Origin of the sequence: Tritonibacter scottomollicae, assembly GCF_003003215.1 — a bacterium.
GTDB classification, from domain to species: domain Bacteria; phylum Pseudomonadota; class Alphaproteobacteria; order Rhodobacterales; family Rhodobacteraceae; genus Epibacterium; species Epibacterium scottomollicae.
The window spans coordinates 273,273-293,744 of sequence record NZ_PVUF01000001.1 but is presented as its reverse complement, the minus strand read 5'-3'; the positions used below and the strand labels follow the sequence as shown (position 1 = coordinate 293,744).

General features: G+C 63.3%; 20 protein-coding genes. 11 read left to right on the top strand and 9 right to left on the bottom strand.

What is annotated here, in order from left to right; genetic code table 11:
- Positions 1–20: 20 nt before the first annotated feature.
- The 4 genes from CLV89_RS01465 to CLV89_RS01450 form a co-directional block, all read right to left on the bottom strand.
- Positions 21–1,463, bottom strand: coding sequence for an aldehyde dehydrogenase family protein (locus CLV89_RS01465; RefSeq protein WP_106162301.1), 1,443 nt, complete (start codon positions 1,461–1,463; stop codon positions 21–23).
- Positions 1,370–2,989: a tripartite tricarboxylate transporter permease gene (locus CLV89_RS01460; RefSeq protein WP_106161800.1), complete on the bottom strand. Its 1,620-nt coding sequence runs from the start codon at positions 2,987–2,989 to the stop codon at positions 1,370–1,372. The genes CLV89_RS01465 and CLV89_RS01460 overlap by 94 nt, the downstream gene beginning before the upstream one ends.
- A 27-nt stretch (positions 2,990–3,016) precedes the next feature.
- Positions 3,017–3,547 (bottom strand): tripartite tricarboxylate transporter TctB family protein, encoded by a 531-nt coding sequence (locus tag CLV89_RS01455; RefSeq protein WP_106161798.1) that lies wholly within the window; start codon positions 3,545–3,547, stop codon positions 3,017–3,019.
- A 104-nt stretch (positions 3,548–3,651) separates the two neighbouring features.
- The gene (locus tag CLV89_RS01450; RefSeq protein ID WP_106161796.1) at positions 3,652–4,596 is read right to left on the bottom strand and encodes a tripartite tricarboxylate transporter substrate binding protein; all 945 of its coding nucleotides are present in this window, start codon (positions 4,594–4,596) and stop codon (positions 3,652–3,654) included.
- Positions 4,597–4,824: 228 nt separating this feature from the next.
- Between CLV89_RS01450 and CLV89_RS01445 the strand changes: the two genes are divergently transcribed.
- Together CLV89_RS01445 and CLV89_RS01440 are read left to right on the top strand one after the other, a co-directional pair.
- Positions 4,825–5,604, top strand: a complete 780-nt coding sequence (locus tag CLV89_RS01445) for an IclR family transcriptional regulator (protein ID WP_106161794.1) — start codon at positions 4,825–4,827, stop codon at positions 5,602–5,604.
- Positions 5,605–5,633: 29 nt separating this feature from the next.
- Positions 5,634–7,001, top strand: a complete 1,368-nt coding sequence (locus tag CLV89_RS01440) for an aspartate aminotransferase family protein (RefSeq protein ID WP_106161792.1) — start codon at positions 5,634–5,636, stop codon at positions 6,999–7,001.
- A 138-nt stretch (positions 7,002–7,139) separates the two neighbouring features.
- Here CLV89_RS01440 and CLV89_RS01435 read toward each other — a convergent pair whose 3' ends face one another.
- The 3 genes from CLV89_RS01435 to CLV89_RS01425 all read right to left on the bottom strand — a co-directional run bounded on the left by CLV89_RS01435 (position 7,140) and on the right by CLV89_RS01425 (position 10,727).
- A complete protein-coding gene (locus tag CLV89_RS01435; protein WP_106161790.1) occupies positions 7,140–7,886 on the bottom strand; it encodes an FkbM family methyltransferase in 747 nt (248 codons plus the stop codon).
- Positions 7,887–8,011: 125 nt separating this feature from the next.
- Positions 8,012–9,301, bottom strand: coding sequence for a type I glutamate--ammonia ligase (locus tag CLV89_RS01430; protein WP_106161788.1), 1,290 nt, complete (start codon positions 9,299–9,301; stop codon positions 8,012–8,014).
- Positions 9,302–9,467: 166 nt separating this feature from the next.
- Positions 9,468–10,727 carry a cytochrome P450 gene (locus CLV89_RS01425; RefSeq protein ID WP_106161787.1) on the bottom strand — a complete coding sequence of 420 codons (1,260 nt, stop codon included), beginning with the start codon at positions 10,725–10,727 and terminating at the stop codon, positions 9,468–9,470.
- 73 nt (positions 10,728–10,800) lie between these two features.
- On the opposite strand from CLV89_RS01425, the gene CLV89_RS01420 reads away from it, so the two are divergent.
- Positions 10,801–11,511, top strand: a complete 711-nt coding sequence (locus tag CLV89_RS01420) for a type 1 glutamine amidotransferase (protein WP_165798075.1) — start codon at positions 10,801–10,803, stop codon at positions 11,509–11,511.
- On the opposite strand, the gene CLV89_RS01415 is transcribed toward CLV89_RS01420, so the two are convergent.
- Both CLV89_RS01415 and CLV89_RS01410 read right to left on the bottom strand, forming a co-directional pair.
- The gene (locus tag CLV89_RS01415) at positions 11,508–12,158 is read right to left on the bottom strand and encodes a GntR family transcriptional regulator (protein WP_106161783.1); all 651 of its coding nucleotides are present in this window, start codon (positions 12,156–12,158) and stop codon (positions 11,508–11,510) included. The genes CLV89_RS01420 and CLV89_RS01415 overlap by 4 nt on opposite strands.
- 218 nt (positions 12,159–12,376) lie before the next feature.
- Positions 12,377–14,185, bottom strand: a complete 1,809-nt coding sequence (locus CLV89_RS01410) for an acyclic terpene utilization AtuA family protein (RefSeq protein ID WP_106161781.1) — start codon at positions 14,183–14,185, stop codon at positions 12,377–12,379.
- A gap of 316 nt (positions 14,186–14,501) precedes the next feature.
- On the opposite strand from CLV89_RS01410, the gene paaA reads away from it, so the two are divergent.
- The 8 genes from paaA (at position 14,502) to CLV89_RS01370 (ending at position 20,365) form a co-directional block, all read left to right on the top strand.
- Entirely contained in the window at positions 14,502–15,494 is a 993-nt protein-coding gene (gene paaA, locus CLV89_RS01405; protein WP_106161779.1) for a 1,2-phenylacetyl-CoA epoxidase subunit PaaA, read from the top strand.
- Complete coding sequence (locus CLV89_RS01400) at positions 15,491–15,970, top strand: DUF3291 domain-containing protein (protein WP_106161777.1); 480 nt, start codon at positions 15,491–15,493, stop codon at positions 15,968–15,970. Before paaA ends, CLV89_RS01400 begins: the two co-directional genes overlap by 4 nt.
- A 43-nt stretch (positions 15,971–16,013) precedes the next feature.
- On the top strand, positions 16,014–16,298 hold the full coding sequence (gene paaB / locus CLV89_RS01395) for a 1,2-phenylacetyl-CoA epoxidase subunit PaaB (protein WP_106161775.1): 285 nt from the start codon (positions 16,014–16,016) through the stop codon (positions 16,296–16,298).
- A complete protein-coding gene (gene paaC, locus CLV89_RS01390) occupies positions 16,298–17,071 on the top strand; it encodes a 1,2-phenylacetyl-CoA epoxidase subunit PaaC (protein ID WP_207796867.1) in 774 nt (257 codons plus the stop codon). The genes paaB and paaC overlap by 1 nt, the downstream gene beginning before the upstream one ends.
- Before the next feature lie 151 nt (positions 17,072–17,222).
- A complete protein-coding gene (gene paaD, locus CLV89_RS01385; RefSeq protein ID WP_106161773.1) occupies positions 17,223–17,699 on the top strand; it encodes a 1,2-phenylacetyl-CoA epoxidase subunit PaaD in 477 nt (158 codons plus the stop codon).
- A 12-nt stretch (positions 17,700–17,711) separates the two neighbouring features.
- Positions 17,712–18,794: a 1,2-phenylacetyl-CoA epoxidase subunit PaaE gene (paaE, locus tag CLV89_RS01380; protein ID WP_106161771.1), complete on the top strand. Its 1,083-nt coding sequence runs from the start codon at positions 17,712–17,714 to the stop codon at positions 18,792–18,794.
- A 110-nt stretch (positions 18,795–18,904) separates the two neighbouring features.
- Positions 18,905–19,768, top strand: a complete 864-nt coding sequence (locus CLV89_RS01375; protein WP_106161769.1) for a branched-chain amino acid aminotransferase — start codon at positions 18,905–18,907, stop codon at positions 19,766–19,768.
- 141 nt (positions 19,769–19,909) lie between these two features.
- A complete protein-coding gene (locus CLV89_RS01370) occupies positions 19,910–20,365 on the top strand; it encodes a universal stress protein (RefSeq protein WP_106161767.1) in 456 nt (151 codons plus the stop codon).
- Positions 20,366–20,472 lie beyond the last annotated feature (107 nt).

The following is a 20,472-nucleotide window of genomic DNA, read 5'->3' as shown; positions in this document are numbered from 1 at the left end:
CAGCTAGGATCGCGCTCCCGTCACAGCTGTATCCAAGCGGTTTTCAAATCGACGTATTTGTCCAGCGCATGCAGGGATTTGTCGTGCCCATTGCCGGACTGACCAACCCCGCCCAAGGGCACCGTATTGTCGGCCCCGCCATAGGTGTTCACATGCACCACGCCCGCCCGAATGCCCGCAACACAGCGATGCGCCCGGGACAGGTCCTGGGTCCAGACCCCGGCGGCGAGCCCATAGTCGGTGGCATTGGCCAGCCGCAGCGCCTCCTCTTCGCCGTCAAAACCCGTCACCGACAGAACCGGCCCAAAAACCTCGCGTTGGAACAGGCTCGACTGTTCGCGCACGCCTGTCACCACAGTTGGCGCCATATAGGTGCCGCCGGTCTCCGCCAGGATACGCCCGCCGCCACAGCGCACATCGCCGCCCTCGGTCACGGCGCGCGCCACGTGATCGAGGTTCGCTGCCAGCTGGGTTTCGGAATTCACCGCCCCGATCTGACTGCCCAGATCCAGCGGATCGCCAACCTTCAGCGCCTCGGCATGTTCGACAATCCGCGCCACAAACTCATCGTGGATCGACGCCTCGACCAGCAGGCGCGAGCCCGCCACACAGACCTGGCCGGAGTTGCGAAAGATCCCCATGGCCGAGACCTTGGCCGCGTGATCGAGATCCTTGGCATCGGCAAAGACGATATTGGGCGATTTGCCCCCCAGCTCCAGATAGCAGCGTTTCAGGTTCGAACGCGCCGAGGCCTCCAGCAAGCGTCGCCCCGTGGCACCAGAGCCGGTGAAGACCAGCACATCCACATCCATATGCTCGGACAGCGCCGCGCCGGTCACCGCACCGGGGCCGGTCACCACGTTCAGCACCCCATCGGGCAGGCCGCACTCCGAACAGATCTCGGCCAGCCGGAGCAGCGACAGCGACGCGGTCTCGGCCGGTTTCAACACCACCGAATTGCCCATCGCGAGCGCGGGCGCCAGTTTCCATGCGCCGATCATCAGCGGGAAGTTCCATGGCACAATCGCGCCCACCACACCGACGGGCGCGCGCTGTACCAGCCCCAGCACATCCGCTGCAGTGGGGGCCACTTCGCCTGCCACCTTGTCCAGCGCTTCTGCGTAATAGCGGAAGGTTCCCGCCGCCGATCCGGCCTCGGCCTTCAGTGCCATGTTGAATTCGGTGCCATTGTCGCGCACGCCCAGAACGGTGAGCGCCAGCGCCTCGGCCTCGATCCTGTCGGCGATCCGGTGCAGCACCTTCTTGCGCGCCGCTGGAGGCAGCCCTGACCAGCGACCATCCTCGAACGCCCGCCGCCCGGAGGCCACGGCGCGATCCACATCGGCTGCCGTGGCCGTGGCCAATGTGGTCAGAACAGATCCGTCAATCGGCGAAGCAGCTTCGCATGGCGCGCCCTCACCTTCCGTCCATGCTCCTTCAAGAAAGAGGTTCTGCGGCGCAATAGCAGTGCGCCGAAGCGTGTTGATGCGGTCTTGGTCTGCCATTCGGCCTCCTTCAGCTCGCGCGCTTCCCTGCGGATGCGCAGGACATGCGTCGCAAGCACGATAATGATGATGGAAAACAGGATGAACGCCACCGGGCGATCAATGAAATCAAAGGGCGTCTTCACCCGCGCCATGGCGGCGCGCAGCTTCACCTCCATAATGCCGCCCAGCACCATACCGAGGATGATCGGCACCGCAGGCAGCTGCAGGCGCTTCAGCACGAAGCCAAACAGGCCAAACCCCGCCGCCATGAAACAGTCGGTGGCAGAGTTTCGCAGGGAATAGACCCCGACGAAACTGAGGGTCAGGATGCCCACGCCGAGAAAACGGTTGGGTATGCGCACCACCTGAATGAGCGACTTTGTCGCCCCAAGCAGGAAGACCAGCACCAGCACGTTGAGGATCAGCAGCGCCAGATAAAGGGCTACAACAAAATCCATCTGGTTCTGAAACAACCCCGGCCCGGGCACCACGTTGTGCACGTAGAACACCGACAGCATCATCGCCGTCAGCGCCTCGCCCGGGATGCCAAGCGCCAGAAGCGGCACCATGGCGGCGGCGGGTACGGCGTTGTTGGCGGTCTCGGCGGCGATCAGCCCTTCGGAGGAGCCATTGCCGAAATCCTGCGGCCGTTTCGAGGATTTCTGCGCGTAGGTGTAGGACATGAACTGCGCGGTGAATTCGCCCACACCGGGGATCATGCCCATGACAACGCCAAAGCCCGCCGAAACCGTCGCCACGCGCGGGTGGCGCGCCAGCTCGCGCAGACCCTGGAACATGCCCCCGCGCAGTTTGGTGAGGCGGATTTTCTCGTCTTCATCGGTCAGCAGAACAAAGGCCTGCGAGATCGCAAACAACCCCAGCACCACCACAATCAGGTTGATGCCGGAGCCCAGCACATCCGTGCCGAATGTGTAGCGCTGGGTGTATTTTACCGGCTCCATGCCGATGGTGTTGAGAAAGATCCCGAGACAGGCCAGCGCCCCCGCAATCAGCGCCTGTCCCCGGTGCGCCACCACCACCAGCAGCAAGCCCAACAGCGCGGCGAGGAAGATCTCGCGCGCGCCAAACAGCGGCGCGATTTTCGCCAGCACGGGCGCAAACAGGATCAGGCAGATCACCGAGAACACGCCACCAAAGAAGCTGGCGGAATAGGCCAGACTGAGGGCGCGGCGCGGTTCGCCCCGGGCGGTCATAGGGTAGCCGTCATATGTTGTCAGCGCATTGACGGCGGTGCCGGGGGTGTTGATCAGGATCGCCGGGATCGCACCGCCATACATGGACGAGCCATAGATGCCCAACAGCACCGTCAGCCCGACGATGGGATCAAGCGAGAAGGTCGCGGGCAGCAGGATCGCGATGGCAACCGCCGGGCCGACCCCGGGGATGGCGCCGATCAGCACGCCGCCGACCGACCCCGCCAGCAGTGCAAGCGCCACGTCCCAGCGCATCAGGATGTCGAGGGCAGAAAGGATCAGGTCCATGCGCGCGCGTCTTCCTTGGAAAAAGTCTCAGAGATAGAGGATGGCAAAGCTGCGCAAGGCATCCGGCAGATAGTCATAGAGCACCGCCCCGGGGATACGCACCGCCAGAACACCCTTGAAGAACAGCACGATAAACACCGCGAACCCGGCGCTGATCGCCATCATCTGCGGGCTGCGATACCCCATCCGCCAGGCCAGCAGCGGCACGAAGATCAGCGTCATCGGAAGGTAGCCGATCAGCGGCACCAGCATTACGTAGACCATGAACCACAGCGCGTATTCCAACGCGGCCACCCAGCGCAGCGCCTCGCGCAGGTCGGCGCGCTCGATACGGCGGAACGGCAGCCGCCACAGGTGCAGCGCGGTGCAAAAGACCATGCCGCCGACACCCACCGCGGGCCAGAAGCGGGGCTGGGCAAAAAGGCCGGTCTTGTTCACCCAAGCCGTCTGCTGAGTGATCTGGGACAACAGCAGCACCGACAGGGTCAGGAACGACAGCACAAACAAGAGCTGTCCCCGGCGCGGGCCGGCAAATCTGCGTTCACGTTCGCTTTGCATTGGGGTCTCTGGCTGGGAAGGTGTGAGGGCAGAGGTCTGCAGAAGATGAGGCCGAAAAATCCGCCGGACCATGCGGGATGGCACCGGCGGAAGGCTCGGGGAGGTTACTCCAGCGCGGTGCTGATCCGCGCCATCGTCTCGATGTCATTGGCCACGCGGGCGGTGCTGGTGTCCGCATCCTGCCAATAGACCAGCGCGCCAGTTTCCGCCGCCACCGCCTGCGCGCGGTCGCTCATCACGGTCTTCTGCGCCACGGCGACGATCTTGTCGCGCACCTCCTGCGGTGTGTCCTTGGTCACGAACAGGCCATTCCAAAGCGCGATGTCCAGGTCCGGGTTCAGCTCGCCAATCGTCGGCGCGTCAGGCACCAGCGGGATGCGGCTGTCAGTGATGGAGACCAGCACCTTCACATCGTCCAGACAAGGCAGGATCAGTTGCAGCGTGGTGTTGATCACATCCGCATCGCCCGACGCCAGCGTATTGCAGTCCAGCGCGTCAAAGGCAGCATCCGCGCCCCACTCGAACCCGGCGGATTTGGCATAGGCCTTGGTGACCTGCGTCGGCGTCAGCACATCGCCGAAATGGCCCAGCACCACGTCATTGTCCTGCGCATGCGCTGCCAGCTCCTCCATCGAGGAATAGGGCGCATCGCCCGAGGTCGCGATGACGAAGGGATAGGTCAGGAAAATGCCAAGCGGGTCGAATTTCTCCGGCGTCAGCGGCGGAATGTCGATCTGGTGGCCCATCACCGGCACCCCGATCACGAAGGATCCCACGGTATAGCCGTCAGCCGGCGCATTGGCGACCTCGATGGCACCGGGGAAAGGCCCACCACCGCCGCCGGGCTTGTTCACCACCGCGGCAGCGACGCCGTATTCCTCCTGGAAATCCTCGGCGATCATCCGGGTCAGCACGTCCTCAAGATCGCCGGGCGGCCAGGGCACGATGAAGTTCACGGGTTTCTCCGGATACTCCGCCAGAGCGGCTCCCGCTGTCAGTGCAAGGCCCGCTGCGGCCACACATCCCTTGAGTACAGATGTCACGGTCATTGGCTGTCTCCCTGTTCGCCATTCAAGTTGCCGTTGGTCAAATGGCGACGTTGTCCGCCGCTCGGTTGATCTTCGCTTGTAGTCGCCGCTGTCGGTTCATTATTCGAACCGATGGTTTGAATTTAGATTGACAGCCATGGGGTCAATCTGTCAACAAAAATGAAGGAGCGCCCTCCACTCGGGGTCAGAGGCGCTGAGAAATCTGGCAGATCAGGATTACGATCACCCATGGGAACCGTCTCCAAAGCACTGAATTTGCTGACCCATTTCAACCACGGGCGGCTGGTAATCGGGCTGAGCGACCTCACGCGCCTGTCGGGCATGAACAAGGCGACGGTCTATCGGCTGATGAGCGAATTGCAGGCGACGGGATTCGTCGAACAGGTCGATGGCGACCGCGCCTACCGCCTTGGCCCGCAGGTGTTGCGGCTGGCAGCACTGCGCGAGGCCAGCGTGCCGATCCTGTCGGCGTCGCGCCGGGTGCTGCGGGAATTGTCCGAGGAAACCGGCGAGACCACCCACCTGTCGCTGTTGCAGGGGGACCAGCTCGCATCCCTCAGCCACGCCTATGCGCCGCGCAATGCCACCAAGGTGATGATGGAGGACGCCGAGGTGCTGACCTTCCACGGCACCGCCTCCGGCCTTGCGGTGCTGGCCTTTGCCGACCCGGGCTTTGTCGACGCCGTGCTGGCGCAACCCCTGGAGGCGCGCACCGCCCAGACCCAAACCGACCCGGTCGCCATCCGCGCCGAACTGGCAGCGGTCCAGCGCAGCGGGCTGGCGCAATCCATCGGCGGCTACGAGGCGGAGGTGCATTCCCACGCGGTGCCGATTTTTGGCCCGGACCAAGTGGTGCTGGGGGCGCTGGCGGTGGCCGCGCCGACCTCCCGCATGAGCGACGATCAAAAAACCGCCATTCCCCGTGCCCTGCGTCTGGCCGGTCTGGCCCTTACCGAACGTATCGGCGGCGCTTGCCCGCCCGAGTTTCCCACCGACATCGCGGCCTGAGGGCCGCGCCGCGACAAGGAGTCCGCCCCATGACCGCACATCAGCCCGACGCCAATTTCCTGAAAGAACACAATGCCCGAAGCTTGTGGCATCCGATGGCCCATCCCGGCGACAGCCTCGCCAATCCGCCGACCATCGTGACCGGCGCCTCTGGCGTGCGCATCAAGGATGTGGACGGGCATGAGGTGGTCGACGCTGTGGGCGGCCTGTGGAACGTGAACCTCGGGTTTTCCTGCCAGCCAGTGAAGGACGCGATCGCCGCACAGCTGGATGTGCTGCCCTATTATTCGATCTTTCGCGGCACCACCAACGATCAGGTCATCCAGCTGGCCGAGGAGCTGCGAGACTTTTTCGCCCCCGACGGTCTCAGCCGCGCGTTCTTCACCTCCGGCGGATCCGATTCGGTCGAAACCGCCCTGCGGCTGGCGCGGCAATATCACAAGGTCCGCGGGGAGCCGTCCCGGGTGAAATACCTGAGCCTGAAGAAGGGCTATCACGGCACCCATTTTGGCGGTGCATCGGTCAACGGCAACGCCAATTTCCGCACCGCTTATGAACCCCTGCTGGCCGGCTGCCACCACATCCCGGCGCCCTATACCTATCGCAACCCGTTCAACGAAACCGACCCGGAGCGGCTGGCGCAGCTCTGTCTGGCCGCGCTGGAGGACGAGATCGCCTTTCAGGGCGCCGGCACGATTGCGGCCTTCATCATGGAGCCGATCCTGGGCGCCGGGGGCGTGATCCCGCCACATGAAAGTTTCATGCCCGGAGTGGCCGAGATATGCCGCAAGCATGGCATCCTGCTGATCGCCGACGAGGTGATCACCGCCTTTGGCCGCTGCGGTTCCTGGACCGGATCGCGACACTGGGGCGTGCAGCCGGACATGATGTGCACAGCAAAGGCGATTACCAACGGCTATTTCCCCTTTGGCGCGCTGATGATCTCCGAACGTCTGGTCGAGGTGTTTGAAAAGGATGAGACCGGCAAGGCCGCCATCGGCCATGGCTACACCTATTCCGGCCACCCGGTTGGGGCGGCGGCGGCGCTGGCCTGTCTGGCGGAGACCAAACGGCTCGATGTGCCCACAAATGCGGCGGCGCGCGGTGCACAGGTACATGAGGGGCTGGCGGCACTGCAAGAACGCTATGGCCTGATCGGCGACGTGCGCGGCGGTCATGGGCTGATGAATGCGCTGGAACTTGTCAGTGATCGCGCCACCAAGGCTGCCATCGACAAGAAGACGATCAATACGGTTCAGGAAGTTGCCTATCAGAACGGCGCCATGGTGCGGGTCTCGGGCCCCAACATCATCCTGTCGCCGCCTCTGGTGCTGACCGAAGCGGATGTGAGCCAGATTCTCTCGGCGCTTGATGCAGGCTTTGCGGCGGTGAGCTGACATGGCGGCCGGGCGCCACTGCCTCCGTGCCCCATCGGGGTACGGAGGCCACCAGATACCATGGCGCGCCCGAAGCCTTTGGCTTCGGGCGCGCGTCTTTCGGTGGCGCCGCTGGCGCGGCGCGGTTGCGTATGCGGCTCAGGACGGCGCGCCTTCGCGAGTGCAGGTCCAAACGGTGCGGGTGGAGATCTCGTCGACCTTTAGGAACCCGGCGTCCCGCAGGATGGACTTGCAGCGTCGCATGCCCGCAACCTCATAGGCCTCCGGGTGGAATTCGATCACAATGGCCCGGAACGGGCTGAGGTCCATCGCCTCCAGCAGCGCCAACTCGCCGCCCTCGATATCCATCACCAGCACGGTCGGTTGTAGCTCTGCCACCACCTCGGCCATATCCACGGTCGGGATCTCGACCACCCGCGAGGGCCGCCCCCCCTCGTTCAGCAGTGAGGAGCCGAGAAAGCTGTTGCGCAGATGGAATTCCATCGTCTCTGGGCGGTCCGCCCCGGCAAAAAGCACCTGATTGCGCAGCTCCACCCGACCGCCCAGCTCGTTCATCTCGTGCAGGGCCGTGATCACCGGCACCAGCTCCGGATTGGCCTCGAAGGACAGCACTTTCTCGGGCCTGGCATTCATCGCGATCACCGCACCCACCACGCCAAGGCCCGCGCCGACCTCCAGCACCCGGTCGTCTTCACGCACCACATGCAGGGCTCCGGCAATCTCCTGGCCCTCATAGCGCGCCGCGTTGATCCGTTCGATCCGCGTCTCGGTCAAGAAGGGTGACTGCGGCACCTTCACGCCAAGACAGGTCGCCGCGACCTCCTGCGTCACCAGCGGGGCTGCATCTGACGTCACCGCTGTGGACGTCACTTCTGTATCAGACATGTTCTGCTCATTTCGCCTGAGTTGATTGTGCCGACACTCTGGCGCTGCCGCGCGAGAAAAAGCAAGCGCAGGCCACAGCGGGCCTGCGCAAGAGCCACTATCTGTGTCTCAGTTCAGACAATCCGTCAGACGAAATGCACGTAGAAATCGCGCAGCGCATCCCCTTCCAGATCGCGGGTTTTGCGGACCTCTTTCTGTTTCATGTAGACGTGGTTGGCGATCAGATCAGGCCCCACGGCCTGTGTCAGCGCGACGTCCTTTTCCAGGTCCGCCACCGCGCCCTTCAACGTCATTGCGGTGCTTTCGCGGGTATCCGTGCGATCAAACCCGTCGCCAGTCTCCATCGGCCCCAGCGCATAGCCCTGCTCCACCCCAAGAAGCGCCGCCTGCAACAGCGCGGCCACCGTGGTGTAGGGGTTCGACGAGGCATCCGCCATCCGGTGCTCCAGCCGCGCCTTGGCGCCGCCTTCGGAGCTGATCCGCGTGGTGACGTTGCGATGATCGCCGCCCCAGTTCTGCCAGAAGCCCGACAGGCTGCCGGGTTGCAAGCGCATGTAGCTGTTGGCGGTGGGTGCGATCAGACCCGCCAAGGCCTTGTGGTGATGCAGAAACCCGGCAAGGCAGCCGCGCGCCAGATCATTCATGTGCTCCGGCCCACCACGCGGCCCGGAGGACAGCGCATTGCCGCCAGCCTCATCTGTGAATGACAGGTTCACATGCATGCCGGAGCCACCGGCCTGCGCCACCGGCTTGGGCATGAAGGTCAGCACGATGCCATATTCCAGCGCAATCTCCCGCGCCATCAGACGGAACAACACGATGTCATCCACTGCCTTCACCGCATCGTCAAAGGTCAGCGTATATTCGAACTGCGGGCTGTCAAACTCGGCGGTGATCATATCGAGCGAGAAGCCCATCTCGTCCGCCATCGCCCAGATGCGGTCGTTGAACCGCAACGGGTCCGCAAAAGGCCCGGTGCCATAGACCACGCCACCCGGCGCATCATAGGGCACCAACCGGCCATAGTCGTCCGGCTGCAGGGCAAAGGCTTCCAGCTCGATCCCCACCTTGGGAGTGAGCCCCCTAGCCTGCCAGCCCGCCACCGCGCGCTTCAACGCGCCCCGCGGACACAGCGTGAGCAGCTCGCCCGCATCGTCATACAGATCGCCCAGCACGATCTTGGTCGAGGCATGCCAGCTGTCGCGGATCTCCTCGCCGCGCCAGCGCAGCTCCATATCCGGCAGGCCCTGTTTCACCATTGATCCCGGCGCATCCAGCAGATCGCGGTCGTAGTGCGTGCCAAAGACGGAGCGGCAGAACCGGGTGTCATCGTCTCCGATCTTGGAATGCGGCAGGTATTTTCCGCGCATGATACTGAGATGGTCGCAGAAAAGCGCACGCAGGCGGGTTTTCATTTGGCTTCCTTTCCTGTTGGCGGCCTGCGCATCTTTGGCGTGCGTCTTGGCCCAGATTGGGTCCCAACAGAGGGCAGTTGCCGACCTCGGGTGGGTGCGAAGCGCCCTCCCGTGGGGGAGGTCGGGCGCTGTCCGGGCGACCGCCCGAACGGGTCTTCTGTTGAGCCTACGCGGCTTCCACCCGAACCGGCAATTCCTTGATGCCGCCGACGAAATTCGAGCGCAGGAATTTATGCGCACCGGCTGACTCAATGGACTTGATCCGCTTGGCAAGCTCCTGAAACAACACCGTGACCTCCAGCCGCGCCAGCCACATGCCAAGGCAGACATGCGGGCCGAACTGGCCAAAGGACAGGTGCCGGTTGGGTTTGCGCATCAGGTTTACCCGGAACGGGTCGTCAAAATAGCTGTCATCGCGGTTGGCCGAGATGAACCAATACAGAAGCTTGTCGCCCTCGCGGATGGTCTTGCCGTGCATCTCCACATCCTGCGTCGCCGTGCGGCGGAAGTAGAGCGCGGGCGTCGCCCAACGGATGATCTCGTCCGCCGCCGTCTCCCAGACCTCGCCACCCGCCTGCATCTGCGCCAGAAGCTCCGGCTGATGACACATCGCCTGAATGCCAGCTGCGATGGAGTAACGCGTCGTGTCATTGCCCGCAGCCACCAGCAGGCAGAAGAAATTGCGAAACTCAGTCTCGGTAATGACAGATCCGTCGCGGGCCGGCTGCAGGATCATGTTGAGCACGCCCGAGGTGTCGCCCGCCTTATCCTTGGCCTCCATCAACTCCTTGGCGTAGATATATAATTCCGCCCCCGCCGGAGAGTTGAAGGGCATCATGCGGAATTCATCCGTGTCCATCTTGTCCAGCACATGCGAGGTGAAATCCGGGTCGGTATTGGCGATCAACGCATCACCCTTTTCCACCAGCCACGGCAGATCCGCATCCGGCAGCCCCACCACGCGCCCCAGCATCCGCATCGGCAATTGCCGGGCGATCTCCTTGGTGGCGTCAAAGGTGCCCTTTGCCAGCGCCGCGTCCAAAATTTCGGCGCAGAGGGCGCGGATGTCGTCCTCATATTGCGCCATGGTGGTCTTGGAGAACGCCTTCAGCAGTTTCATCCGCACCTGTGAATGGTCAGGCGGGTCGGTTTCCTGAAAGGTGCGCCGCGCGAGGTATTCCTCGTAGGTCTGGTCCTCCATGCGGATGCCACGCGCCGAGGAAAACACCTCCGTGTTCTTGTTCATCTTGGTGATGTCATCGTAACGGGTCACCGACCAGAAATTCTGCCCGTCCGGGTAGTCTGTCCAATGCAGCGGGTCATCACGCCGGAGCCGGGCAAAGGTGTTATGCGGCGCGCCACTGGCAAAGGCGTCATGGCTCGACAGGTCCGCGTATCCATCATCGGTCGGGGTCCAGATCGTCATGGCGGGGCTTCCTTTGGCTTGCTTCACATGTATACTATTAAGCACTGTAAATATGCATATGGGAAGCCTGAACATGCGCATTGCGATTTTGATGACCAATACGGACGACAGCGCCTTTGCACACAGGCACCCGAAGGATGGCGCAAAGTTCACCGCACTGGTGCAGATGGCGCGGCCCCACTGGTCCTGTGATGTCTTCGCGGTGAAGGACGATATTTTTCCCGAAGATATAAGCCGTTATGACGGAGTGATGATCACTGGCAGCCCCGCCTCCACCCGCTCTGGCGCGCCCTGGGTGGACCGGCTGCTGGCGCTGATCCGGCAGATCCATGATCGCAAGATTCCGCTGTTCGGAGCCTGTTTTGGCCATCAGGCGATTGCCCTCGCCCTGGGCGGACGCGTCGACGATCTGCCCGGCGGTTGGGTGCACGGGCGCACGGAGAATCACCTGATCGCGCGCCCGGAGTGGGCAGCTGAGCTGCCGGATGTGGTCTCAATCTACGGCTCTCACGTGGAATATGTGCACGAATTGCCGAAAGGGGCCGATCCGTTGATGACCCGCGACGGGCACAGCACCGGCTTTACGCTGGGGCGCCATATCGCCACCACCCAACACCACCCGGAAATGACGCATGCGTTTATAAGCGCGCTGACCGAGGAGCTACGGCAGGACATGGGTCCCGAGGTCTACGCCCGCGCACAGGAGAGCTTGAAGCAGAAGGTCGACCAGCCGGCTCTGGCAGAAGCCATCGCACGATTTTTCGAAGCTGCGCGCGCCGGCTAACCCAGGGCTGCCAGCAGATCCATCACCGTGACCTGATCAAACAGTACATGCGCCTGCATCGCGGCCTCGGCACGATCGCGGTCATGCGACAGGATCAGCGTGGCGATCTCGCGGTGCTCTTGCGCCGATTGCGCAATGGCGCCGGGATAGCGGTAACGGGCGCGATAATAGGCCATCAGCTTGCGGGCATTGGTCTTGATCATTTCGACCAGAAACGGATTGGCCGCGCCCAGCGCCACGGTTTCGTGAAACACAAGGTTCAGCTGGTAATAGCCGTCGGGATCGCTGTCGCCCTGTGCCGCCGCATGCGCCTCGCAGGCGGTCACAGCCGCCTCCAGCCGGGCGCGCAACTCAGGCGAAATGCGCCGTGCCGCCAGCCCTGCCGCCTGCCCTTCCAGCTGCGCATGCACCTCTTGGATGGCGAGGAACTCCTCCAGCGTCGGCTTGAACAACACCGCCCCCTTGCGCGGCAGGCGGCGGATCAGGCCGAAGGCTTCGAGCTGGATATAGGCCTCGCGGATCGGCGTGCGCGACACGCCATGGCGGCTGGCCAACGCGGCCTCGTCAATCTCCTGTCCCGGCGCCAGCCGCCCGGCGTCGATATCCTCGAGGATCGCTGCAATCAGCGTCTCCGTCTGCCCGGCCATGCCCGTCTCCTGTTGCCTGTGTGCCTGCTTACGGCAGCAAGGACAGGCTTGGCAACTCAGGCCGCAAGGGGATGGCCAGAAGACCGCGCAGGCGGACACCGTGGCACGACGGCCTGATTGTGGGACCGATCAGTTACGGGACAGACACGCATCGGTCGGGCAGTTACGCGCCAGGACGACGGCGTCTCTAGCCTCCCGTTCGGTCTAACCAACGCGTGTCACGCGCCACCGGCCCCCAGCAGCGACCAGTCTACCAATATGGGGACGGCAAGCAGCAGCTGCGCAAATCCCTTGCCCTGCGGATCATTGCGCAAGGAGGACGCGGCCCCGCCCTCCAACACGCCGGTAAGCGTGATGTTCATTGCCGACATACCGGGCAGAACGTAGCGCGTGATCTGCCCCTTCGCCAACACGTGACCAAACACCCGCTCCAGATGCCTCCTATCCAGCCCCGCCCAGATCCAAGACAACTGTTCAGGACGGCGGGCGATCACCCCGATATTGACCATGTCGCCCCTGTCGCCACTGCGCGCAAAGGCCAGCCGGGACAATGGGACCGTCACCACCGGCCCCTTTTTCAAGGGCGGTTTCGGCGCGGCATGCGGCGCGGGCAGTTGGTCGCGCTGCTCCACCCCCGTCGCAGGCACCGACACCTTGCGCTCCAACTGAGTGCCGATCCGGACCATCAGCGGCACATCAGATTTTGGCGTCAGGCAGGAAAACAGCGACAGCACCGGCGCAGGGCGCGGACCGCCCCCGACAAACCCGCTGAGGCCCGGCGGCGCAGCCATCCCAAGCCCGTTGGCGGCCTTGTGAAAGGCCAGAACTCCGGCGGCGTCCGGGTGACGCACCGCCACTTTGGCGACCACTTCGCGCGCAAACTCATTGCTGCGCAACAGGCCGAACTGGCTCTCGGCGCCAAGGATCTCGACACTGCTCTGCGTGAAGGGCGCCATGCCGCGCGCCGCAAGCTGGGCGGAGGCTCTGGCCAGTGTCGCCTCGGCAAACCGCTCCGCCTTGCGCTCTGCATCCGCGCCGTAAAAGGTGAAATACTCCCCGGTGCGAAACCCATTCGCCCAGGCCACGCAGGTCCTGTAGGTGCCCGGTCCACTCCGACCACGCGCGCCCAGCACCTGCACCCTGTCAGGGCCGATCTGCTCCAGCCTCACGTCGGAGAAATCACAGATCACATCCGGCAACACATACTCCCGGGGGTTGCCGATCTGGTAGAGGATCTGCTCGCCCACCGTGCCGCAACTCACAAGCCCGCCGGTCCCCTCGGGCTTGGTCACGACAAAGCTGCCGTCGCCCGCGATCTCGGCAATCGGATAGCCCAGACTTTCGATATCGTCCGCGACCTCTTCCCAATCGGTGAAGGTGCCGCCGGTCGCCTGCACGCCGCATTCCAGCACATGCCCGGCGAGGCTGCCACCCGCGAGGTAGTTCAGATCCCCCTTGGACCAGCCGAAGTGATGGATCGCTGCCGCCAACGTCAGGCTGCTGCCCGCGCAGCCGCCGGTGATGATGATATCCGCGCCCTCTTCCAGCGCAGCGACAATGGGCAGAGCGCCATGGTAGGCGGTGATGCTGGCGATGGTCTTCGTTGAGGGGAACTGCGCGCCGGTGTGAATGTCACGTGGTGCCTCAGCTGCGATCTGTTGTGCCCGCGCTGTCAGGTCGTCGCCGGTGATCACCGCCACCCTGAGCGCGAGGCCGGCACGGTCTATCGCGGCCTCCGCCGCCACCGCGCACGCCTGCGGGTTCATACCACCCGCGTTGGCGATGACCGTCACCCCCTGACGGGCAATCTGCGCAAGGTTCGGGGTCAGAGCATCGTGAATGAACGCCGCGATATAGCCGGACTTCGCCTCGCGCGCCCGCGCCTTGGCAAGATGTGCCATCGTTTGCTCAGCCAGGTAATTATAGACCAGAACGTCCAGATGACCTGCCGCCAACACCTGTGACGTGGCCTGTGCGTCGTCTCCCCAGTAGCCACAAGCCCCTCCGATACGCAGAATATTGTCCATTTCAGCCAGCTTGCAGCCCCTTCCACTCAGAATTGCAGACAGGGCATGGCGCGTTCGCGACTCACCCCCAGTCTTCCATCATGGCCGAGACGACACGGCCGAGTCTCGAAACCGCTGCAAATTTCCTGCTTTTACGGTGTGATAGCGGTCGGGTGACGTGCCCACCCAGGCATGCGTTACACATTTTCACAAATGTGACTATTTCGGTTACATTTAACTTGAGCCGAATCGCCCGGAGGCCTAGATTAAGGACAGACGGACAGATCCAGGTCCGGCCTTTGCCAAGTTATTCGGGTTACAACCGGAGGAGCCAGCCATGTACGCGCAGATGGTCAAATCGACCGGCACGGGAGTGCAATCCCTTGACGAGATGAGCCCTGAGGACCGCGCCTTTCAGGAGCGTATTGACGCGGGCGAGAAGATCGAACCGAAGGACTGGATGCCCGACGGCTACCGCAAGACGCTGATCCGCCAGATCGGCCAGCACGCCCATTCCGAAATTGTCGGCCAACTGCCCGAGGGCAACTGGATCACCCGCGCACCGACGCTGGAACGCAAGGCGATCCTCTTGGCCAAGGTGCAGGACGAGGCGGGCCACGGGCTCTACCTCTATTGCGCGGCGGAAACGCTGGGCATCTCGCGCGACGAGATGACCGAGATGCTGCTGGACGGGCGGATGAAGTATTCGTCGATCTTCAACTACCCGACGCTGACATGGGCCGATATGGGCGCGGTGGGCTGGCTGGTCGATGGCGCCGCCATCATGAACCAGGTGCCATTGCAGCGCACGTCCTTTGGCCCCTATTCCCGCGCCATGATCCGCGTCTGCAAGGAAGAGAGCTTCCACCAGCGTCAGGGCTTCGACATCATGATGAAGATGGCGCAGGGCAATACTCAACAGAAGGCGATGGCACAGGATGCGCTCAACCGCTTCTGGTATCCGGCGCTGATGATGTTCGGCCCCTCCGACAAAGACTCGGTCCATTCAGCGCAGTCTATGGCGTGGAAGATCAAGATGAACACCAATGACGAGCTGCGTCAGAAGTTCGTCGACCAGACCGTACCGCAGGCGGAATACCTTGGCCTGACCGTGCCGGACGAAAACCTCAAGTGGAACGAGGAAAAGGGCGGCTACGATTTCTCCGAACCCGATTGGGAGGAGTTCTTTGAGGTCATCAAGGGCAACGGCCCCTGCAACACCGACCGTCTGGCGGCCCGCAACAAGGCCTGGGACGATGGTGCCTGGGTGCGCGAGGGCATGATGGCGCATGCCGCCAAGAAACGTGCCCGCAAGATGGCGGCTGAATGATGCATCTGGCAGAAATCAACATTGCCCGACTGAAACATGACGCTGACGATGATCGCGTTGCGGACTTCATGAACGCCCTCGATCTAGTCAACGGCATCGCCGAACGCAGCAAAGGCTTTCAATGGCGCCACATTGATGAGAGCGGCAATGCCACCGAAACACGGGTCATGAATGATCCGCGCGTCATCGTGAATGTTTCGGTCTGGGATGGGGTAGAGGCGCTTGAGACATTTGTCTGGGGCACGGTGCACCGCCAGTTCTACCAGCGTCGCGAAGAATGGTTCAACGTTTTGGACAGCATGCATTTTGCCATGTGGCACGTTGAGCCGGGCAGACGCCCCACCGTCGATGAGGCCATGGCCCGGTTGCAGCATCTGAACACCCACGGCGACAGTGACCATGCGTTCGGCTGGAGCCACCTGCCCGCCGCCACCCGTTGGCGCAGCGCGCGTTGCAGCGCAGTCGCCGCCGAATAGCAAAAGACCGCAGATTTTGCCCCCGATCAGGAGGACCCCCCACATGAAAACCGAATGGCCCCTTTGGGAAATCTTCATTCGCGGCCAGCATGGCCTCAGCCACCGTCACGTCGGCAGCCTGCATGCGCCCGACGCGGAAATGGCGATCAAGAACGCCCGCGACGTCTACACCCGCCGCAATGAGGGCGTGTCGATCTGGGTGGTCGAGGCAGAGCAGATTACCGCCTCCTCGCCCTCGGAAAAAGGCCCGCTCTACGAGCCCTCCGAAAGCAAGGTCTACCGCCACCCGTCCTTCTACGACATTCCTGATGACGTGGGGGCGATGTAATGGTGCGCGACGTGTCACGGGATGAGGCCTTCTACGAGTTTCTCCTGCGTATGGGGGACAACACGCTGATCCTCGGCCACCGCGTCAGCGAATGGTGCGGCCATGCCCCGGTGCTGGAAGAGGATATCGCGCTCGCCAATACTGCGCTCGACATGATCGGTCAGACCCAGATGTGGCTCGGCCTCGCAGCAGAGGTGCAGGGCGAGGGCAAGACCGCAGACGATCTGGCCTTCCTGCGCGACGCTTGGGACTTCCGCAATCTGCTGCTGGTCGAAATGCCAAACGGCGATTTTGGCCAGACCCTGATGCGGCAGTTCCTGTTTGATGCGTGGCACGTTCTGCAGCTGCGGGCGCTAACTCAGTCTACCGATGAACGTGTCGCCGCAATTGCCGCCAAATCGGTGAAAGAAGCGACCTACCATCTGGACCGCTCTGCCGAGACGGTGGTGGCGCTGGGCGACGGCAGCGAGGAAAGCCATGCCCGGATGCAGGCGGCGCTTGATTACCTCTACCCATATGTGGGCGAGATGTTCCTGAGCGACGCGGTGGATACGACGCTGGTCGAGGCGGGCATTGCCCCCGATCCGGCGAGTTTGCGTGCGGAGTTCGATGAAACACTGGCCCGTGTTTTGGGCGAGGCAACTCTGACACTCCCCGAAGCTCGCCGCGCCCGTGGTGGTGGCCGTGATGGCAAGATGCACACCGAACACCTCGGGCACCTGCTGACCACCATGCAATGGATGCAGCGCGCCTATCCGGGAGCGACGTGGTGATGTTTTTGCTGCCCTGTCCTTTTGCCCAGAGGGCCACGTCCGGCCCGGCGGGGTGGGCGGGGAACGCCCGCCCCGTGGGGGGCGGGGCAGACTGGCAGTCTGCCTCCGGCATGGGCGTGGCCCGGCCTATCGGCCGGACCGGAGGTTCATCGTGACCGACACGCAATCCAACCAGCCCTCTCTCGCGCAGATCTGGGAATGGCTCGACGCGGTGCCCGATCCGGAAATCCCGGTTATCTCCCTCGTCGACCTCGGCATCGTGCGCGATGTGCAGTGGAGCGATAACGGCCTCATCGTCACCCTGACGCCCACCTACTCCGGCTGCCCGGCGACCTCGATCATTCGTCTAGATGTGGAAACCGCGCTGGCCGCCCACGGGATTGAGCGCGTGGAGATCAAGACCCAGATCGCCCCGCCCTGGACCACCGATTGGCTGTCGGACAAAGGCCGCGCCCGGCTGGAGGAATACGGCATCGCACCCCCCTCCCCCGCTGGCGGCCCCGACCACTGCCCGCGCTGCGGCAGCCCCGATGTGACCCGCGTGAGCCAGTTCGGCTCTACCCCCTGCAAGGCCCATTGGCGCTGTACCGCGTGCCTGGAACCTTTCGACTATTTTAAATGCATCTGAGGAGGCTCGCTGATGACCCGCGCGCAGGCCCGCTTTCACCCGCTCGAAGTCACCGACATCAAGCACACCATCCGCGACGCGGTGGTACTCACGCTGAAGCCCGCCAATGGCGCGGCGGCTGAGTTCGACTTCACCCAAGGCCAGTATCTGACCTTTCGCCGCGATTTCGACGGAACCGAGCTGCGCCGCAGCTATTCGATCTGTGCGGGCAAGGAAGATGGCGTCTTGCAAGTCGGCATCAAACGGGTCGATGGCGGCGCTTTCTCGACCTGGGCCAATACCGACCTCAAGGTGGGCGACACGGTCGAGGCGATGCCACCGCAGGGGCGGTTCTTCACCGATCTCGACGCGGCTGCCGAAAAACACTACCTCGGCTTTGCTGCTGGCTCCGGCATCACGCCAGTGCTGTCGATCCTGAAAACCACACTGCAGGCCGAACCCCAGTCCCGCTTCACGCTGGTCTATGCCAACCGGGGCATCAACTCGATCATGTTCCGCGAGGAGATCGAGGACCTGAAGAACCGCTACATGGGCCGCCTGTCGGTGATCCATGTGCTGGAAGCCGACGCGCAAGAGGTCGACCTGTTCACCGGCCTGGTCACACCTGAAAAATGCGCCCAGCTGTTCGAGCGCTGGATCCCGATCCACAACGTCGACACCGCCTTCATATGCGGACCGGAACCGATGATGCTAGGCATTGCCGAGGCCCTGCGCACCGCGGGCCTCTCGGACGCGCAGATCAAGTTTGAACTCTTCGCCTCCAACCAGCCGGGCCGGGCGGCGAAAAAAGCCGCCAGCAGTGACGCTGCCGCCAGCGCGCCGGTCACTGCTGCCATCACGCTGGATGGGGCCACGCGCAGCGTCACGCTCGACCGCAACACCTCGGTGCTGGAAGCCGCGCTGGACAATGCCATGGACGCGCCCTGGTCCTGCCGCGCTGGTGTTTGTTCCACCTGCCGCTGTCGGGTGCTGGAAGGCGAGGTCGAGATGGCCGCCAACCACGCGCTGGAGGATGACGAGGTCGCCAAGGGCTTTGTGCTGTCGTGCCAGTCCTACCCGCTGACGGATCATCTGGTGGTCAGCTACGACGAGTAACACGCGCAGGAGCGGAACGGACACGACGCGGCATTGGCTCTGGACCTTGCCGGGCCCGCCGCATAACGTCCCGATCGTATCCAATCCGCATTCCCAGATCCGAGGTTCCCATGGCTGTCGGCAAAACGATCCGCACCTATTTCAACGGCCAGTGGCACGACGGCGATGTGCCGATCATGTCTGCCGCAGACCACGCCGCCTGGCTCGGGTCCTCCGTGTTTGACGGCGCGCGCTGGTTCGATGGCGTCAGCCCCGACCTCGACAAACATTGCGCTCGCGCCAATGCCTCGGCCGAAGCGCTGATGATGGCCGCCACGGTTCCCGCCGATCAGATGGTCGAGATCACCCGCGAGGGCCTGTCCGGGTTCTCCGCCGACAGTGCGGTCTACATCCGCCCGATGTACTGGGCCACCGAGGGCGACCAGACCCTGATTGCCCCCGCCCCGGAGGCCACGCAATTCGCGCTCTGCCTCGAAGAAATCCCGATGCCCCCCGAAGCCGCTTCCGCCACGCTCACGCGGACCAGCTTTTGTCGTCCAGTGCTGGAATCCTCGGTGGTCAATGCCAAGGCAGGGTGCCTTTATCCCAACAATGCCCGCATGCTGCGCGAGGCCCGCGCCAAAGGGTTCACCAACACGCTGACCTGCGACGTGATGGGCAATGTGGCAGAAACTGCCACCGCCAACATCTTTATGGTCAAGGACGGTGAGGTCTTCACCCCGATCGCCAATGGCACCTTTCTGTCGGGCATCACCCGTGCGCGCCACATCAGCAACCTGCGCGCCGATGGAATCACCGTGCATGAATGCGTGCTGACCTATGCGCATTTTGAGGCGGCGGATGAAGTCTTCACCTCCGGCAACATGTCCAAGGTCACACCGGTCACCGCCTTTGATGATGTTACCTATCAGCACGGCCCCATCACCCGCCGGGTGCGCGAGATGTACTGGGACTGGGCCAAATCCGGCCACTGACCCACAGCCGCGCGACCATAGCTACAGCAGCGCCCCTGCCAGATCATCTGTGCGGATGCGACACATCGCACCCGCCACAGATCTATTGCGCGGGGTGGTTGCATCGGCCAATATGCTTCGGACACGACAGCAGAGGTTTTAATGCGCAAGTTCCTGGTCGTCCTCGACGACAGCCGCGAATGTCTGAACGCCATGCGTTTTGCCGCTATGCGCGCCGCCAACACCGGGGGAGGCGTGGTCATTCTTTCGGTCATTCCTCCGGATGAGTTCAATCATTGGATCGGCGTTGGTGAAGTGATGCGCGAGGAAGCCCGCGAACGCATCCATGCCCATTTCGAGGTCTTCGCCAAATGGATGCGCGACCGGCAGGGCGTTGATCCGGAGCTGGTGATCCGCGAGGGCGAGGTCGTCCCCGAAATCCTGGCCCAAATCGAAACGGACCCCGAAGTCGGCATTCTGGTTCTTGGGGCCGCCAGCGACCGCAAGGGGCCCGGCCCGATCGTCACCCAGCTGACACGGACAGCGGGCTCCCTACCCTTTCCGATCACCATCGTTCCCGGCGACATGTCGAAAGAACAGCTGGAAGCCATCACCTGACGGCCTTCAGCGCGCTTCAAACATAGCCTGTTGCCACCAGCGACAGTCACCCAGAGCCCCACATCGCAAACCTGCGCAACACCAGAGGTTTGCGCCTGTTACATCCC

Coding starts and splice junctions, on each gene's coding strand:
- CLV89_RS01460 (WP_106161800.1), bottom strand. CDS start 2,989: ATGGACCTGATCCTTTCTGCCCTCGACATCCTGATGCGCTGGGACGTG.
- CLV89_RS01455 (WP_106161798.1), bottom strand. CDS start 3,547: ATGCAAAGCGAACGTGAACGCAGATTTGCCGGCCCGCGCCGGGGACAG.
- CLV89_RS01450 (WP_106161796.1), bottom strand. CDS start 4,596: ATGACCGTGACATCTGTACTCAAGGGATGTGTGGCCGCAGCGGGCCTT.
- CLV89_RS01445 (WP_106161794.1), top strand. CDS start 4,825: ATGGGAACCGTCTCCAAAGCACTGAATTTGCTGACCCATTTCAACCAC.
- CLV89_RS01440 (WP_106161792.1), top strand. CDS start 5,634: ATGACCGCACATCAGCCCGACGCCAATTTCCTGAAAGAACACAATGCC.
- CLV89_RS01435 (WP_106161790.1), bottom strand. CDS start 7,886: ATGTCTGATACAGAAGTGACGTCCACAGCGGTGACGTCAGATGCAGCC.
- CLV89_RS01430 (WP_106161788.1), bottom strand. CDS start 9,301: ATGAAAACCCGCCTGCGTGCGCTTTTCTGCGACCATCTCAGTATCATG.
- CLV89_RS01425 (WP_106161787.1), bottom strand. CDS start 10,727: ATGACGATCTGGACCCCGACCGATGATGGATACGCGGACCTGTCGAGC.
- CLV89_RS01420 (WP_165798075.1), top strand. CDS start 10,801: ATGCGCATTGCGATTTTGATGACCAATACGGACGACAGCGCCTTTGCA.
- CLV89_RS01415 (WP_106161783.1), bottom strand. CDS start 12,158: ATGGCCGGGCAGACGGAGACGCTGATTGCAGCGATCCTCGAGGATATC.
- CLV89_RS01410 (WP_106161781.1), bottom strand. CDS start 14,185: ATGGACAATATTCTGCGTATCGGAGGGGCTTGTGGCTACTGGGGAGAC.
- paaA (WP_106161779.1), top strand. CDS start 14,502: ATGTACGCGCAGATGGTCAAATCGACCGGCACGGGAGTGCAATCCCTT.
- CLV89_RS01400 (WP_106161777.1), top strand. CDS start 15,491: ATGATGCATCTGGCAGAAATCAACATTGCCCGACTGAAACATGACGCT.
- paaB (WP_106161775.1), top strand. CDS start 16,014: ATGAAAACCGAATGGCCCCTTTGGGAAATCTTCATTCGCGGCCAGCAT.
- paaC (WP_207796867.1), top strand. CDS start 16,298: ATGGTGCGCGACGTGTCACGGGATGAGGCCTTCTACGAGTTTCTCCTG.
- paaE (WP_106161771.1), top strand. CDS start 17,712: ATGACCCGCGCGCAGGCCCGCTTTCACCCGCTCGAAGTCACCGACATC.
- CLV89_RS01375 (WP_106161769.1), top strand. CDS start 18,905: ATGGCTGTCGGCAAAACGATCCGCACCTATTTCAACGGCCAGTGGCAC.
- CLV89_RS01370 (WP_106161767.1), top strand. CDS start 19,910: ATGCGCAAGTTCCTGGTCGTCCTCGACGACAGCCGCGAATGTCTGAAC.